This window comes from Allobosea sp. R86505 (assembly GCF_042466375.1).
GTDB lineage: Bacteria > Pseudomonadota > Alphaproteobacteria > Rhizobiales > Beijerinckiaceae > Allobosea.
In genome coordinates this window covers 4,882,888-4,897,276 of record NZ_JAXHPY010000001.1, presented here as the reverse complement: position 1 = coordinate 4,897,276, position 14,389 = coordinate 4,882,888, and the positions used below count along the sequence as shown (strand labels likewise).

The following is a 14,389-nucleotide window of genomic DNA, read 5'->3' as shown; positions in this document are numbered from 1 at the left end:
CCGGTTGCCGCCCCACGCTTTCAACGCGAGGTCGCCATGGCTGATACCGCCCAATATCTGACGCTCGGCATCGACCAGGAGCTGTTCGGCATCGATATCCGCAATGTCCGGGAAATCCTGGACATGCGGCCGATCTCGAAGCTGCCGCATGCGCCGAATTTCCTGCTCGGCATGATCGATGTCCGCGGCGCCGGTTACCCGATCGTCGACCTGCGCACCAAGCTCGGGCTGCCCCGCGCCGAGCCCACCGATGCGACGCGGATCATCATCCTCGACGTGCCGGTCAAGGGCCGCACCATGGGCGTCGGCTTCGTCGCCGACCGCGTCTTCGAGGTCACCGGGCTCGACGACGACCAGACCGAAGCGGCGCCCGACGTCGGCGGCCGCTGGCAGTCGAACTACATCGCCGGCATCGGCCGCAAGGGCGAATCCTTCATCGTCGTCTTCGATCTCGAGCGGCTGATGGAGGCGGACGACCTGCCCCAGCTGCCGGCCATGGCAGCGGAAAGGGCCGCGTGACGTGAGCAAGCAGCAGGCGGCAGACGCCTACGATCACCTCTCCGACAAGCATTTCAACGCGATCGCGAGGTTCATCGAGGCGCGGGTCGGCATCAAGCTGCCCCAGACCAAGCGGACCATGGTCGAGGGGCGCCTGCGCAAGCGCGTGCGGGCCCTGCAGTTGGCGGGCCTCACCGCCTATGGCGCACATCTCTTCGATCAGGGCGGGCTGGAGGCCGAGACCGTCCACCTGATCGATTGCGTCACCACCAACAAGACGGACTTCTTCCGCGAGCCGAGCCATTTCGACTTCCTGCGCGAGGTTGCCGTGCCGCAGCTGACGCAGCGCCAGGGTGGCCGGCCGCCACAGCTCAAGGTCTGGAGCGCCGCCTCCTCGACGGGCGCCGAAGCCTACACGGCGGCGATGGTGCTGCAGGACCTCGTCGCCGCCGGGAAGGTCGCGCGCTTCTCGATCCTGGGCACCGACATCTCGACCGAAGTGCTGCGCGAGGCGCGCACCGCGATCTATCCGCGCGCCTTCGTCGCGCCGGTGCCGGCCGCGATGCAGCAGCGCTACTTGATGCGCTCGCGCGATCCCCGCGAGGACGTGGTGCGCGTGACGCCGGAGCTGCGGCGCACCGTGTATTTCGAGCGCCTCAACCTGATGGACGAATCCTATCCCTTCGACCGCGACGTCGACGTCATCTTCTGCCGCAACGTCTTGATCTATTTCGACAAGCCGACGCAGCAGGCCGTCCTGACGCGGCTGGCTTCGCATCTTCGCCCGGGCGGCTACCTGATGCTGGGCCATTCCGAATCGATGGCCGGCAGCGGAGTTGGCCCGCTGCGCCAGGTGGTCCCCACGGTCTATCAGACGGCGCCGATGGCCGGAACGAGGTCCGCCGCATGAACCGCAAACCGATCCGCGTCCTCATCGTCGACGATTCCGCCTCGGTGCGGCAGGTGCTCACGACGATCCTCACCGAGGATCCCGGGATGGAGGTCATGGGCACGGCGGCCGATGCTTTTGCCGCCGCACGGCGCCTGCAGACCGAATTGCCCGACGTCATGATCCTCGACATCGAGATGCCCGGCATGGACGGGCTGACCTTCCTGCGCAAGATCATGGCGCAGCGCCCGATCCCGGTGATCATCTGCTCGACCCTGACCGAGGCCGGGTCGCGCGCCCTGTTCGATGCGCTCGAGGCCGGCGCGGTCGATGTGCTGCCAAAGCCGCGGATCGACACCCGCGCGGCCCTGATGGAAACGGCCGACCGCCTGCGCCACGCCGTGCGCGCCGCCGCCCAGGCCAAGCTGCGCCCGCGCGAGCCGCGCATGCAGATTGAAAAGAAACTGACGGCGGATGCCATCCTGCCGCCGCCGGTGCTCGGCCGCGTGCGGCATTCGACCGACAAGATCGTCTGCATCGGCATTTCCACCGGCGGTACCGAGACGCTGCGCGAGGTGCTGGAGCAACTCCCGGCCAACTGCCCGGGCATCGCGATCGTCCAGCACATGCCCGAGAAGTTCACCCTCGCCTTCGCCAGACGGCTTAACGGCCTCTGCGCCATGGAGATCAAGGAGGCCGAGGACGGCGACGAGGTCTCGACAGGCCGGGTCCTGATCGCGCCGGGCAACCGCCACATGCTGCTGCAGCGCGTCGGCCAGCAATACCGCGTCGCCATCAAGGACGGGCCGCATGTCTCGCGTCACCGCCCCTCGGTCGACGTGCTCTTCCGCTCGGCCGCGCAATATGCCGGCGCCAATGCGCTCGGCATCATCATGACCGGCATGGGTGACGACGGCGCTCGTGGCCTGCTGGAGATGCGCAAGGCCGGTTGCCGCACCCTGGCGCAGGACGCCGAGAGCTGCGTCGTCTTCGGCATGCCGAAGGAAGCCATCGACCTCGGCGCGGCGGAACGGATCGTCAAGCTCTCTCGTGTACCGCAGGAGATCATGGCCTGGCCGCAGGCCACGGGCGGGCCGGGCTGAGGGGTTTTCCATGCGTGTGGCGTTGGAGTTGAGTGGTGGCGGGGGCATGACGATGACGGCGCACGACACCGCCCTGCCGCGGATCATTCAGGCGCTCGAGGGCGCGGCCCGCGAGATCGACGTCACCTTCGCCCGGGCGGGCGGGCAGCTCGGGGAGGGCCTGAGCCTCTTCGAGGGTCTGAAGGAACGCCTCTCGACGCTGTCGGCCGAACTGGCGGGCGACGATATCGCCCAGGCCGGCGCCACGCTCTCCACAATGGCGGGTGAATTGCGGGCCATCAATCACGGGCTGCGCCACGAGACCGGCGTGCTGCAGGAACTCGCGCTCCACAGCAAGGATGCGTCCCAGGCGCTCGAACGCCTGCTCGAGCACATGCGGCTGATCACGATCCTGGCCCGCAGCGCCCGCATCGAGGCGGTCTCGGTGCAGGCCGCCGGCCGCGACTTCGGCGACTTCACCAGCGAGATCGTCGCCCTGACGACGCAGGCCCAGCGCACCATCCAGAACTGCGCCCGCGACCACGACCATCTCAGCGTGCTGCTCGGCTCGGCGCTGGAGGCGCAGCGCGATTTCGAGGGGCATTACGGGCTCGCCCTGGCGGGCCTCGCCGACAAGCTGGAGCAGACGCTCGCCGAGGTGGCGGCGCGCCAGCAGCGCGGGGTCGTGCTGACGAGCGACGCCGCGACCCATTCTGGCAAGATCGCCATGGCGGCCGGTGGTGCCATCATCGCCCTGCAATCGGGCGACAGCATCCGCCAGCAGCTCGAACACGCGATCAAGGCGCTGCGCCTGCTCTCCGCCGTCGCGACGGGCACGGGCCCCGGCGCCGGCCTGGACGCCGAGGCGCGCCGGGTCGCCGACACCGTGCTGCGCCGCCTCGAAGCCGCCCAGCTTCAGGAGAGCGCGCAGATCCTGGCCCAGGACGCCGACTCGATCGAGGCCGCGCTGGCCGTGCTGGCCGGAGACACCGCCGGCCTGCTCGATCTGGTGCGTTCGCTCTATCAGGGCGACGGAGCCAAGTCCGGCTCCTTCCTGGCCGACCTCGAGGCGGATCTGGCCGAGGCCTCCGACCTGCTCGCCAAATGCGATCGCGCGCGCGCCGGCGTCGACCGGGTGACCGCGGCCCTCTCGACGGTTCTGGAAACCTGCCAGCAGACCGTGGCGGCGCTCGCGGGCACGGTGTCGAGCATCGTCCTGATCGGCATGAATGCCGGCCTTCGGGCGGCTCGCATCGGCACCGGCGGCCGCAGCCTCGTCGTCATCGCCCAGGAGCTCAAGGTCGCGGCCGACCAGGTCGCGGCCGATGCCGCGCAACTCACGCCGACCTTCGCGCAGATGCAGCAGGCCTCGGGCGGGCTGAAGCAGGGCGGAGGGCTCGACGCAGCCCATTTCGCGGCGCTGAACGAAGCGATGGGGACCTCGCTCGCGGCCATGCGCGGCGCCGGCGATCGGCTGGGTTCCGCCCTCGACCAGCTCACCCGGGAGGGCGGGGGCTTCGCCTCGGTCGTCGCCCAGGCGCGCCTGTCCTTCTCGAACGCCGGTGCGATGAGCGACCTGATCGCTTCGGGCGCCGCCGAACTCGAGCGCTCCTGCGATACGGCACAGATGCCGGACGAGCCGGCTGCGGCGGCAGCGGTACGGGAGCTCATCGACGACCAGGTCTGGCCCAATTACACGATGGTCGGCGAGCGCACGATCCATCAGGCGATCGTTGCCGCGCTGCTGCCGGCGGTGGCCGGAGCGGCGGCGTCCGTGACCGTCGCCGCACCGGCGCAGGGCGATGTCGACGACTTCCTGTTCTGAGCGCGCCGTACCCTGTTTCGAGCGATGAGACTGCACGCGGCGCGTGCATATCCCCAACTTTCTCGCGACACGGAAGGGGCTTGGCAACCTTTTCGGTTAGATTTCGTTCAATCGCGGATAGACAACGCTTTGTCTTCGTCCTATGGCCGAATCTGTTCTCACAGCATTTCCACCCTCTACCTGCGATCGGAGCGCCCCATGGCAGATAATAACGAAGAGCTGCTCGATCTGACGACCTCGATCGTCTCAGCCTATGTCGCCCGCAATAATGTCCCGCGCGGCGACCTTGCCGAACTCATCGCGAGTGTCCATGCGTCACTTGCGAAGCTGGGCGGTGAGCCGGAGCCCCCGCCGGCTGCGCCGCTGGTGCCGGCCGTGCCGATCCGCAAGTCGGTCACGCCCGAGGCGATCATTTGCCTGGAAGATGGCAAGTCCTTCAAATCCTTGAAGCGCCATCTCAGCAGCAAATACGATCTCACTCCCGAGCAGTACCGTGCCAAGTGGGGCCTGCCGGCCGATTATCCGATGGTCGCGCCGGCCTATGCCGAAGCGCGCTCGGCGCTCGCCAAGTCGATGGGCCTGGGCCGCAAGGCAGCCGCGACAGCCGCTCCGGCCGCCAAGGCCAAGCGCGCCTCTCGCGCCAAGGCCTGACGCCGCCCGTCGGCAATCCCGGCCGTTCGCGCGCGACGAGCCGGCGCCCACGGCCTCGAATCGCAGCCTCGCCCCTCGGGCGGGGCTGTTGTCGTTCGGACGGTCAGCGCCGCTCGAGCAGGCTCTTTCTCAGCATGCAGTGCACGCCCTTGTGCTGGTTCACCGTCTGGGTGACGCGCAGGTCGGCGGCCATCGAGCACAGCGCATAGGCCTGTTCGCGGGTGATGCCGGTGCGCTCGACGATCAGCACGATCATGTCGCGCAGCGCCTTCTCGGCGCAGCGGTCGAGGTCCGGGTCCATGCCGCAGGTGATGACATGGGTCGGCGTCTCGGCGCGGGGATAGGTGAATGTCAGATCCTTGCGCACCGTCAGGCGGAAGGTGCCCGACAGGGCGGTCTCGATCGCGGTGACGTTGACCTCGCCATCCCCCTGCACGCCATGGCCGTCGCCGACTGAAAACAGCGCGCCTGGAACGAAGACCGGCAGATAGAGCGTCGTGCCAGCGACCAGTTCCTTGTTGTCGAGATTGCCGCCGAAGGCGCGCGGGATGATCGAGGTGCAGCGCCCCCATTCCAGCGGCGGCGCCACGCCCATCACGCCGAAGAAGGGCGACAGCGGCAGCTCCAGCCCCCAGGGCAGGGTGCCGACCATCCGCGCCTTGTCGAGCGGGATGTTCATCATGTGGAAATGCGGGAAGTCGTCCGGCAGCGTGCCGGCGAGCGGACGGTTCAGGTTGTAGCCCCAGTCCTGCCGCAGCGAGACCGCCTCGATGTCGATCTGCAGCACGTCACCCGGCCAGGCGCCCTCGACCGCGACCGCGCCGGTCAGGATATGCGGCCCGAAGGGCAGGCCCTTCTGCGCCGCATGGATCGCGTGCAGCTCGGGCGGAACGTGGAATCCGGCCGGCGGCAGGGTCTCGACCGTGCCGCTGACGGATTCGATCGTGACGCTCTCGCCGCTGGCGATGGTCAGCGCGGGCGGCACGCGGGCATCGAAATAGCCCCAGTGGCAGGTCTCGGGCGAAGCCTTGAGATGATGGGTCATGATCGCTCCCGCGCGGCGTGGCCGCAGGATGGTCCGCGGCCGGAGGGGCTGTCGAGTGCAAATAACGCGCCCCTCGGCTGCGCCCGCTTGCCTTCCTGGCCCGGTTGCCTTCATGGGCCAGTCCTGTCCGCCCGATCCGAGGAAGCCCTGCCGATGTCGAGAGACCTGAAAGCCATCGCCCTGTTCTGCGGCTCGAACACCGGGCTGGGCGAGGCCTATCGTGAGGGCGCGGCGCGGCTCGGGGGCGAGATCGGCCGGCGCGGGCTGACGCTCGTCTATGGTGGCACGCATAAGGGGCTGATGGGCGTCGTCGCCGACGCCGTGCTCGCGCAGGGCGGGGCCGTCCACGGCGTCATCACCCGGCGTCTGGCGGATCTCGGCCATCTCCACGAGGGGCTGACCCGGCACGAGATCGTCGACGGCATGCGTGCGCGCAAGGAGCGCATGGCCGAACTCGCCGATGGCTTCGTCGCCATGCCCGGCGGCATCGGCACGCTCGAGGAGTTCATGGAGGCCTGGACGCTGAACCAGCTCGGCGAGTTCGACAAGCCGGCCGGGCTGTTCGACATCGAAGGCTACTACCAGCCCTTCATGGGCTTCATCGACCATATGATCGCCCAGGGCTTCCTGCCACCGGCCCATTCGCAGGGGATCGTCGTCGACCCCGATCCGGCCCGTCTGATCGACGGGCTCGTCGCCTTCGAGCGCGTCACCGTTCCGAAATGGCTCTAGACCGGCCGGTCTCGAGGCGCGCGGCGAGCTGTTCGGCGAATTTCGCGGCAGCCACGGGCAGCGGCCGGCCGTGGAGCTGGCCCATCGCGAAGCGGGCCGGCTGGATGTCGCGCTCGTCGATCGGGCGCGAGATCAGACCGTCGCGATGCTTCAGGCTGGCGGGGGCGCCGATCTCGATCTGGAACGTGATCGCGTCCTCCAGCCGGACATAGTTGCGCAGGAACTCGAAGGAGTTCGATTCGATCACCGGGACGAGCTTGAACGAGCTCCTGGCGACGGCCTGGTCGAGCAGCTGACGCCCGCCATAACTGGGATCGGGCAGCGCCAGCGGGTAGCCGCTGCACTCCCGCAGGCGGATGCTGCCCTCCTTCGCGAGGGGATGGTCCTGCCGCATGATGGCGACGAGGCGCTGCTCGGCCGACGCGATGATCTGGAAGCCGATGCTGGTGTCGAGCCGGAAGATCAGGGCGAGATCGACCTCGTAACCCGCCAGCGCCCGCAGGGCCTCGCCATGGCTGGCGACGCGCACGTCGAATTCGACCAGCGGAAACGACCGGCGATAGGAGGCGATCTCGACCGGCAGGAAATCATGCGCCAGCGCGTGGCTGCAGGCGATCGCGACCGTGCCGCGCCGGAAACCCGACAGATCCTCGATCTGTGAGCGCACCCGGCCCATATCGGCGAGCTGGCTGCGGATGTGCCGGATCAGCAATTCGCCCGCCGCATTCAGCCGCACCCCGCGCGGCAGCCGCTCGAAGATCTTGGTGCCGAGTTCGTCCTCGACGTCCTGCACGCGCCGGTTCAGCGCCGAGGCGGTGATGTTGAGCCGCTCCGCCGCCTTGCGGATCGAGCCCACCCGCGCGACCTCGTCGATATAGTTCAGCAGGCGCAGATGCCTCATGGCGCGGCCCTTCGTGCGATGCGTTTTACGAACAGATCATGCAAGAAGTCAGCACAAGACGGCATCGGTCAAGCCGTCCTAGGCTTCTCCCATGGCCGCGGCACAGGGCCGCGATGGGAGAGTTCGCATGACGCACGCGATCAGCCGACGCCGTTTCACCCTCACCGCCGGTGCCGCCGCGCTGGCCTCCGCCCTGCCGCGGCCGGCCCGGGCGCAGGCGCCCACCCGCCTGAAGATGATCCTGAACTGGCGCTACCAGGGCCCGCAGGGCTGGTTCTTTCTGGCCGACGACCGCGGCTATTTCCGCGAGGAGGGGCTCGAGATCGTCATGGACCAGGGCAACGGCTCGGGCGCTGCGGTCGGGGCGGTCGCTTCGGGCTCCTACGACATCGGCTTCGGCGACATCAACGCGCTGATCCAACTCGCGGCGAAAAGTGCGGCCGGTGCGCCGACCCCGCTGGCGATCTCGGCGATGTACAACCGCCCGCCCTTCACCATCGCGGTCAAGGCCGACGGGCCGATCAAGACGCCGAAGGATCTCGAAGGCCGCACCCTCGGCGGTCCCGCCAATGACGGCGCGCTCAAGCTCTTCCCGGCCTTCGCCAAGCTCGCCGGCATCGACGCCTCCAAGGTCGCGATCACCAACATGCAGCCCAATCTGCGCGAGCAGATGCTGCAGCGCGGGCAGGTCGACGGCGTCTTCGGCTTCGTCAACACCATCGCCTTCTCGGCCAAGCTCGTCGGCATCGACCCGGCTAAGGACTTCCGCTTCATCAGTTTCGGCGATTACGGGATGGATCTCTACTCCAACGCGATGATCGCCTCGCGCAAGCTCGCGACCGAGAATCCGCAGGCGCTGAAAGGGTTGCTGCGCGCGATCAACCGCGGCCTGAAGGACACGCTGAAGGACAACGACGCAGCCATCGATGCGGTGGCCAGGCGCGAGCCGCTGATCAACAAGGTCGTCGAGAAGGAGCGTCTGATCGCGACGCTCGCCTCCGAGATGAGCCATCCCGAGGTCGCCAAGATCGGCATCGGCGACATCGACGATGCCCGCTTCAAGAAGTCGATCGCGATCGTCGTCGAGGCCGACGGCCTGCCGCGCGTGCCGGCTCCCGACGAGGTCTTCAGCCGCGCCTTCCTGCCGCCGCTGGCCGATCGCGTCACCAAACTGGGGTGAACCTCACCCGTCATTCCGGGGCTCGCGCAGCGAGAACCCGGAGCCCACGACCGGGTGAGCCCTGAGGGTCGGAAACGGCCGCGACCTCGCCCGTGGATTCCGGGTTCGCCCCTGCGGGGCGCCCCGGAATGACAGCAAACCCCAGAGCCGCCGCGAACACCTGCCCGATTGCCGAGAACATAAGCATGGATCTGAACCTCACCGGCCGCGTCGCGGTCATCACCGGCCCGGCGAAGGGCATGGGCGCCGCCGTCACCCGGGCCTTCGCGGCCGAGGGCTGCAGGCTCGCCCTGATCGGCCGCGACATCGCCGCGATTGAGCCCGTCGCGGCGGAGATCCGCGCGAAGGGGGCGCAGGCCCTCGTCATCGCCTGCGACATCACCAGGGGCGGCGACTGCGAGGCCGCGATCGCGCAGACGCTGTCGGCCTATGGCGGGCGCATCGACATCCTCGTCAACGTCGCCGGCGGCTCGGGGCCGATCGGCAAGACCGGCTGGGAGACCACGGAGGAGGAGTTCGACGAGATCGTCGATCTCAACATGCGCGGCTGCTTCAACACCATGCGGGCCTGCCTGCCGGCGATGATCGCGCAGAGGGGCGGCAAGATCGTCAATGTCGGCGGCACCTTCGGCATGCGCGGTCGCGCCGGGCGCATGGCCTATTCGGCCTCGAAATGGGGCCTGCGCGGCATTACCAAGAGCTTCGCGCTCGAAGCCGGCCCCTACGGCATCAACGTCAACTGCGTCGCGCCCGGCATGGTCGACGGGCCGCGCTTCCGCGGCAAGGTCGTGCCGGAGATGGCCAAGCGATTGGGCATCTCGGAGGAGGCAGCCTTCGAGAAGCACGCCGCCGACTACGCGCTGAAGCGCGTTTCGACCGATGAGGATGTGGCCAATGCCTGCCTCTTCCTCGCCTCCGACGTCTCCCGCCAGATCACCGGCGTCGACCTGCCGGTCGATGGCGGCTGGGCCATGCTGTGAGTGAAGCCGTGACCGACACGCCCTTCATCGCCGATCTCGTCCTCACGGGCGGCACCGTCGTGACCGGTCAGGCCCGCTATCGTGCCGATGTCGCGATCAAGGACGGGCTGATCGCGCTGGTCGGCGCGCCGGCCGCGATGCCGGCGGCGCGCGAAACGGTCGACGTGTCCGGCCAGTTCCTGTTGCCCGGCGCCATCGACGTGCATGTCCATTTCCGCGAGCCCGGCTACACCCATAAGGAGGACTGGCGCACCGGTAGCGCTGCCGCCGCGATGGGCGGCACCACCACCGTCTTCGAGATGCCCAACACCAATCCGCCGACGCGCTCGGTCAAGGAACTGCGCCAGAAGCAGGAGGCGGCCGCCAAGGCCCATGTCGACTACGGCATCTATGGCCTGCTCGCCGAGGACAATATCGACGAGCTCCAGGGCCTGATCGAGGGCGGCGTCAACGCCTTCAAATGCTTCATGGGCAACACCTTCGGCAATCTGCCCTCGCCCTCGACGGGGGCGATGCTGGAGGGCTTCGAGATCATCGCGCCCTCGGGCCTGCGCATCTCGCTTCATGCCGAAACCGCGTCGATCATGGCCTGGCGCCAGAAGCGGCTGATGGAGGCCGGCCGCAACGACCCGCTCGCCCATATCGCGGCGCGCCCCGCCATCGTCGCGGCGGAAGCCGTCGGCCGCGCGGCGGAACTGGCGGAGTGGACCGGTGCGCGCATCCACATCCTGCACATCTCTTCAGCCGCCGAACTGCGCCCGCTTGCCGAAGCCAAGGCGCGCGGCGTCGAGATCACCGGCGAGACCTGCCCCTGCTATCTCCTGCTCGACTCACGCGACTATGTGCGGCTCGGCTCGATCATCCGCGTCAACCCGCCGGTGCGCGAGGCCTCGGACTCGGAAGCCATCTGGGCGGCGCTGCAATCGGGCGTCGTCGACATGATCGCGACCGACCACGCGCCCCATACGGTCGAGGAGAAGACCAAGAACGTGATCTGGCAGGCCGATTGCGGCTTCCCCGGCGTCGAGACGCAGATGCCGCTGATGCTGAACGAGGTCTCGAAAGGCCGCATGACGCTCGAGCACTATGTCCGCATTTCGGCCGAGAACCCGGCGAAGTCCTTCGGGCTCTGGCCGCACAAGGGTCGCATCGAGGCCGGCGCCCATGCCGACATCGCCGTCGTCGACATGAACAGGACCGAGACGATCCGGGCGGAGACCCTGCACTCGCGCGGCAAGATCACGCCGTTCGAGGGCGTCAGCGTTACCGGCGTTCCCGTCCACACGCTGGTGCGGGGCCGTTTCGTCCAGCGCGACCGCAAGCTCGTCCCCGAGACCAGCGGCTGGGGCCGCCAGGTCACGGCGATCCAGGCGATGCCGAAACCCACCATTCGCAACGCCGACCAGACCCTGGCCGCCTGTTTGCAGGCGCCTGCCATCACCGCAGAGGGAGCCGGGCCGTGAACGCCGCCGTCACCGATATCAGACCGGGCACTGCGATGCCCTCGCCGACCTTCATCGAGTTCCAGGAGGCCTCGATCACCTATGGCCGCGGGCCCAAGGCGGTCCAGGCGCTGGCACCGACCTCGCTCAAGATCGGGGAGGGCGAATTCGTCGCGCTGGTCGGCCCCTCCGGCTGCGGCAAGTCGACGATCCTGAAGATGGTCGGCGAATTGCTGGCGCCCTCGACCGGCCATGTCTTCGTCGCCGGCCGCGAGATCGGCGCGACGCCGATCCGCATCGGCATGGCCTACCAGAACCCGACTTTGCTGCCCTGGCTCAACATCCGCGACAACGTCATGCTGCCGCTGAAGATCGTGCCGCCCTTCCGGCAGGGTTACCGCGCCAAGCGCAAGGGCGAGTACCGCGACCGCGTCGAGGCGCTGCTGGCCCAGGTCGGGCTCGGCGGCTTCGGCGACAAATATCCCTGGCAGCTCTCCGGCGGCATGATGCAGCGCGCCAATCTCTGCCGCGCCTTGATCCACGACCCGGACCTCCTGCTGCTGGACGAGCCCTTCGGGGCGCTCGACCAGTTCACCCGCGAGGAGCTCTGGGCGATCATGCAGGACCTCTGGCTTTCCAAGAAGCTGACCGTGCTTCTGGTCACGCACGACCTCAAGGAAGCCGCCTATCTCGCCGACCGGATCTGCGTGATGAGCGCGCGGCCCGGCCGCATCCTCGACGATTCACCCGTCGAAATCGCGCGTCCGCGCACCATCGACATGACCTTCGAGCCGGATTTCGTGGCGCTGAACCAGCGCCTGAGGGCGATGATCGTCGGCGCGCGGGGCGGCACCGGCATCGTCAACCACGCGCCCGGCGCGGCGTGAGGAAGGGACTCTGATGGAACGCGTCAGTGAGATCATCCGCGAGAAGGGCGCCTCGACCGCGCTCATCATCGGCGTCTTCGTATTCTGGGAGCTGTTCTGCCTGATGGCGGGCATCTCCGACATCCTGCTGCCGCGCCCGACCCAGATCATCGCGGCATTGATCCAGTACTGGCCGGCGATCTGGCCGCATACCTGGCAGACGCTCTACACGACGATCGTCGGCTTCGGCATCGGCGTCGTCATCGGGCTCTTGCTGGGCATCCTGATCGGCTCGTCCAAGCTCGCCTACGACACGGCTTATCCGCTGCTCGTCGGCTTCTCCTCGATCCCCAAGGTCGCGGTCGTGCCGATCTTCGTGCTCTGGTACGGCGCCGGCACGGTGCCGGCGATCCTGACCGCGATGATCATCTGCATCTTCCCGATCGTGGTGAACGTCGCGACCGGCATCGCCACCGTCGAGCCCGAACTGGAAGACGTGATGAAGACGCTGAAGGCCTCGAAGACCGACATCCTCTGGAATGTCAGCCTGCCGCGCGCGATGCCCTATTTCTTCGCGGCGCTGAAGGTCGCGATCACACTCGCCTTCGTCGGCTCGGTGGTGGCCGAGACGGTCGCCTCCAACCGCGGCATCGGCAATATGATGATGATCGCCTCGTCCAGCTTCAACGTGCCGCTCGTTTTTGCGGGGCTCTTCGTCCTGGCCGGCCTTGGCGTCACGCTCTACGTGCTGTTTTCTCTGATCGAGCGGCGCGTTACCGGCTGGGCCCACCGCAAGACCGACGTCGCCTCGGCCTGAGCCGGGGCAGGGGCCCTTTCGCGACGGAGACCGACTTGCGCCAGATCACCGCCGGCCATGCCTTCGACGCCCGCCGCAGCCTGCAGGATGCGGCGCTGACGATCGAGGGCGGCACCATCGCCGCGATCGCCGGGGCGCCGGCGGGCACCGCGGACGACGTCGTCGTGCTGCCGGCGCTGGTCAACGCGCATGATCATGCCCGCCCGATCCGCACCAGCTCGGTCGGCGGGTTCGCCCGACCGCTCGAACTCTGGCTGCATCGGCTGGCGCTGTTTGCCCCGCTCGACCCCTATCTCGCGACGCTGGCGCCGCTCGGGCGCGCCGCGCTCGGCGGCCAGGGCGCGGTGATGATCCACCATGTCCGCCCGATGGGCCTGACCGATCTGCCGACGGAGGCCGCGGCCATGGCCCGCGCCGCCCGCGATATCGGCGTGCGCATTGCCTTCGGCGTCGGCATGCGCGACCAGAACCCGCTGGTCTATGGCGACCACGCCCCCGTGCTGGACGATCTCGACCCCGTCGCCCGCGCCGAGATCGAAGCGCGCTATCTGTCGCCGATGCTGCCGATCGCCGAGCAGATCGCCCGCGTCGATGCCGTCGCGGCCGCGATCGCCGGCCCGATGGTCGATGTCCAATATGCGCCCAACGGCCCGCAATGGGGCTCGGACGCGCTCTGGGAGGCGATCGCGGAGGCCTCCGCCCGCACCGGGCGCCGCGTCACCACCCATCTCTTCGAGACGAAGTACCAGCGCGACTGGGCCGACCGCACCTACCCGGGCGGGCTCGTGAAGCGCTGGAAGGAGATCGGACTGCTCTCGCCGCGGCTGACGCTGGCGCATTGCGTCTGGGCCCGCCCCGACGAGCTGGAGATGATCGCCGAGGCCGGCTGCGTCATCGCCACCAACACCTCCTCCAACCTGGCGCTGCGCTCCGGCCTGGCGCCGGTCGCCGAGATGGCGGCGCGCGGCTGCAAGGTCGCGCTCGGCGTCGACGGCCAGGCCTTCGACGAGGATGACGACGCGCTGCGCGAACTGCGCCTGCTCTGGTCGCTGCATGGCGGCTGGGGCTTCGATCAGAAACTGAAGCCCCGAGACGCGCTCGCCATGGCGCTGGAGACCGGGCGCATCGCGCTCGGCGCGCCGGCAGGCGGCCAACTCGCGGAAGGGCAGGCGGCCGATCTTCTGATCCTCGACCGCGCCGCGCTCGACGAGGACGCGCTGATGCCGGTCGATCCGCTCGAGCTGATGTTCGCCCGCGCCACCCGCCGCCAGATCCGCGAGCTGATCGTCAATGGGCGCAGCATCGTCGCCCATGGCCGCGTGCTGGGCGTCGATCTCGATGCCGTCCATGACGAGCTGCGCGGCATCTACCGCGCCGGCATCGCCGATCGCGCCGGCCTCGCCGCGGCGCTTCCCGCGCTGGAGAGCGCCGTGACCCGGCATTACGTCACGCGCCTGGGCTGCTGCTGAGACGAAGCCGAG

14 protein-coding genes are annotated in these 14,389 nt (G+C 68.6%); 12 read left to right on the top strand and 2 right to left on the bottom strand.

Annotation, left to right across the window (positions count from 1 at the left end):
* Window positions 1-36: 36 nt before the first annotated feature.
* From SJY11_RS23620 to SJY11_RS23600, 5 genes are all read left to right on the top strand, one after another.
* Entirely contained in the window at window positions 37-519 is a 483-nt protein-coding gene (locus SJY11_RS23620; protein WP_376989146.1) for a chemotaxis protein CheW, read from the top strand.
* 1 nt (window position 520) lies between these two features.
* Window positions 521-1,408: a CheR family methyltransferase gene (locus SJY11_RS23615; RefSeq protein ID WP_376989145.1), complete on the top strand. Its 888-nt coding sequence runs from the start codon at window positions 521-523 to the stop codon at window positions 1,406-1,408.
* On the top strand, window positions 1,405-2,490 hold the full coding sequence (locus SJY11_RS23610; protein WP_326909309.1) for a protein-glutamate methylesterase/protein-glutamine glutaminase: 1,086 nt from the start codon (window positions 1,405-1,407) through the stop codon (window positions 2,488-2,490). Before SJY11_RS23615 ends, SJY11_RS23610 begins: the two co-directional genes overlap by 4 nt.
* Window positions 2,491-2,536: 46 nt before the next feature.
* Window positions 2,537-4,294 (top strand): hypothetical protein, encoded by a 1,758-nt coding sequence (locus tag SJY11_RS23605; protein WP_376989144.1) that lies wholly within the window; start codon window positions 2,537-2,539, stop codon window positions 4,292-4,294.
* Between the two features lie 198 nt (window positions 4,295-4,492).
* Window positions 4,493-4,945 carry a Ros/MucR family transcriptional regulator gene (locus SJY11_RS23600; RefSeq protein ID WP_376989142.1) on the top strand — a complete coding sequence of 151 codons (453 nt, stop codon included), beginning with the start codon at window positions 4,493-4,495 and terminating at the stop codon, window positions 4,943-4,945.
* A gap of 103 nt (window positions 4,946-5,048) precedes the next feature.
* Here the strand turns inward: SJY11_RS23600 and SJY11_RS23595 are convergent, their stop codons facing one another.
* On the bottom strand, window positions 5,049-5,990 hold the full coding sequence (locus tag SJY11_RS23595) for an acetamidase/formamidase family protein (protein ID WP_376989141.1): 942 nt from the start codon (window positions 5,988-5,990) through the stop codon (window positions 5,049-5,051).
* Between the two features lie 153 nt (window positions 5,991-6,143).
* On the opposite strand from SJY11_RS23595, the gene SJY11_RS23590 reads away from it, so the two are divergent.
* Entirely contained in the window at window positions 6,144-6,722 is a 579-nt protein-coding gene (locus SJY11_RS23590; RefSeq protein WP_376989140.1) for an LOG family protein, read from the top strand.
* On the opposite strand, the gene SJY11_RS23585 is transcribed toward SJY11_RS23590, so the two are convergent.
* Window positions 6,700-7,623 (bottom strand): LysR family transcriptional regulator, encoded by a 924-nt coding sequence (locus SJY11_RS23585; protein WP_376989139.1) that lies wholly within the window; start codon window positions 7,621-7,623, stop codon window positions 6,700-6,702. The genes SJY11_RS23590 and SJY11_RS23585 overlap by 23 nt on opposite strands.
* Before the next feature lie 127 nt (window positions 7,624-7,750).
* Here SJY11_RS23585 and SJY11_RS23580 point away from each other — a divergent pair, with 127 nt between their 5' ends.
* The 6 genes from SJY11_RS23580 (at window position 7,751) to SJY11_RS23555 (ending at window position 14,377) form a co-directional block, all read left to right on the top strand.
* Window positions 7,751-8,803, top strand: a complete 1,053-nt coding sequence (locus SJY11_RS23580; RefSeq protein WP_376989138.1) for an ABC transporter substrate-binding protein — start codon at window positions 7,751-7,753, stop codon at window positions 8,801-8,803.
* Window positions 8,804-8,988: 185 nt separating this feature from the next.
* On the top strand, window positions 8,989-9,783 hold the full coding sequence (locus tag SJY11_RS23575; RefSeq protein ID WP_376989136.1) for an SDR family NAD(P)-dependent oxidoreductase: 795 nt from the start codon (window positions 8,989-8,991) through the stop codon (window positions 9,781-9,783).
* Between the two features lie 8 nt (window positions 9,784-9,791).
* Window positions 9,792-11,246, top strand: a complete 1,455-nt coding sequence (gene allB, locus SJY11_RS23570) for an allantoinase AllB (protein WP_376989135.1) — start codon at window positions 9,792-9,794, stop codon at window positions 11,244-11,246.
* Between the two features lie 35 nt (window positions 11,247-11,281).
* On the top strand, window positions 11,282-12,112 hold the full coding sequence (locus SJY11_RS23565) for an ABC transporter ATP-binding protein (RefSeq protein ID WP_376989409.1): 831 nt from the start codon (window positions 11,282-11,284) through the stop codon (window positions 12,110-12,112).
* A gap of 13 nt (window positions 12,113-12,125) precedes the next feature.
* The gene (locus SJY11_RS23560; protein ID WP_305689852.1) at window positions 12,126-12,908 is read left to right on the top strand and encodes an ABC transporter permease; all 783 of its coding nucleotides are present in this window, start codon (window positions 12,126-12,128) and stop codon (window positions 12,906-12,908) included.
* 35 nt (window positions 12,909-12,943) lie between these two features.
* Entirely contained in the window at window positions 12,944-14,377 is a 1,434-nt protein-coding gene (locus tag SJY11_RS23555) for an amidohydrolase family protein (RefSeq protein WP_376989134.1), read from the top strand.
* Window positions 14,378-14,389 lie beyond the last annotated feature (12 nt).

Excerpts from the sequence above, each read along its gene's own strand:
- SJY11_RS23620 (WP_376989146.1), top strand. The coding sequence starts at position 37 with ATGGCTGATACCGCCCAATATCTGACGCTCGGCATCGACCAGGAGCTG.
- SJY11_RS23610 (WP_326909309.1), top strand. The coding sequence starts at position 1,405 with ATGAACCGCAAACCGATCCGCGTCCTCATCGTCGACGATTCCGCCTCG.
- SJY11_RS23605 (WP_376989144.1), top strand. The coding sequence starts at position 2,537 with ATGACGATGACGGCGCACGACACCGCCCTGCCGCGGATCATTCAGGCG.
- SJY11_RS23600 (WP_376989142.1), top strand. The coding sequence starts at position 4,493 with ATGGCAGATAATAACGAAGAGCTGCTCGATCTGACGACCTCGATCGTC.
- SJY11_RS23595 (WP_376989141.1), bottom strand. The coding sequence starts at position 5,990 with ATGACCCATCATCTCAAGGCTTCGCCCGAGACCTGCCACTGGGGCTAT.
- SJY11_RS23590 (WP_376989140.1), top strand. The coding sequence starts at position 6,144 with ATGTCGAGAGACCTGAAAGCCATCGCCCTGTTCTGCGGCTCGAACACC.
- SJY11_RS23585 (WP_376989139.1), bottom strand. The coding sequence starts at position 7,623 with ATGAGGCATCTGCGCCTGCTGAACTATATCGACGAGGTCGCGCGGGTG.
- SJY11_RS23580 (WP_376989138.1), top strand. The coding sequence starts at position 7,751 with ATGACGCACGCGATCAGCCGACGCCGTTTCACCCTCACCGCCGGTGCC.
- SJY11_RS23575 (WP_376989136.1), top strand. The coding sequence starts at position 8,989 with ATGGATCTGAACCTCACCGGCCGCGTCGCGGTCATCACCGGCCCGGCG.
- SJY11_RS23565 (WP_376989409.1), top strand. The coding sequence starts at position 11,282 with ATGCCCTCGCCGACCTTCATCGAGTTCCAGGAGGCCTCGATCACCTAT.
- SJY11_RS23560 (WP_305689852.1), top strand. The coding sequence starts at position 12,126 with ATGGAACGCGTCAGTGAGATCATCCGCGAGAAGGGCGCCTCGACCGCG.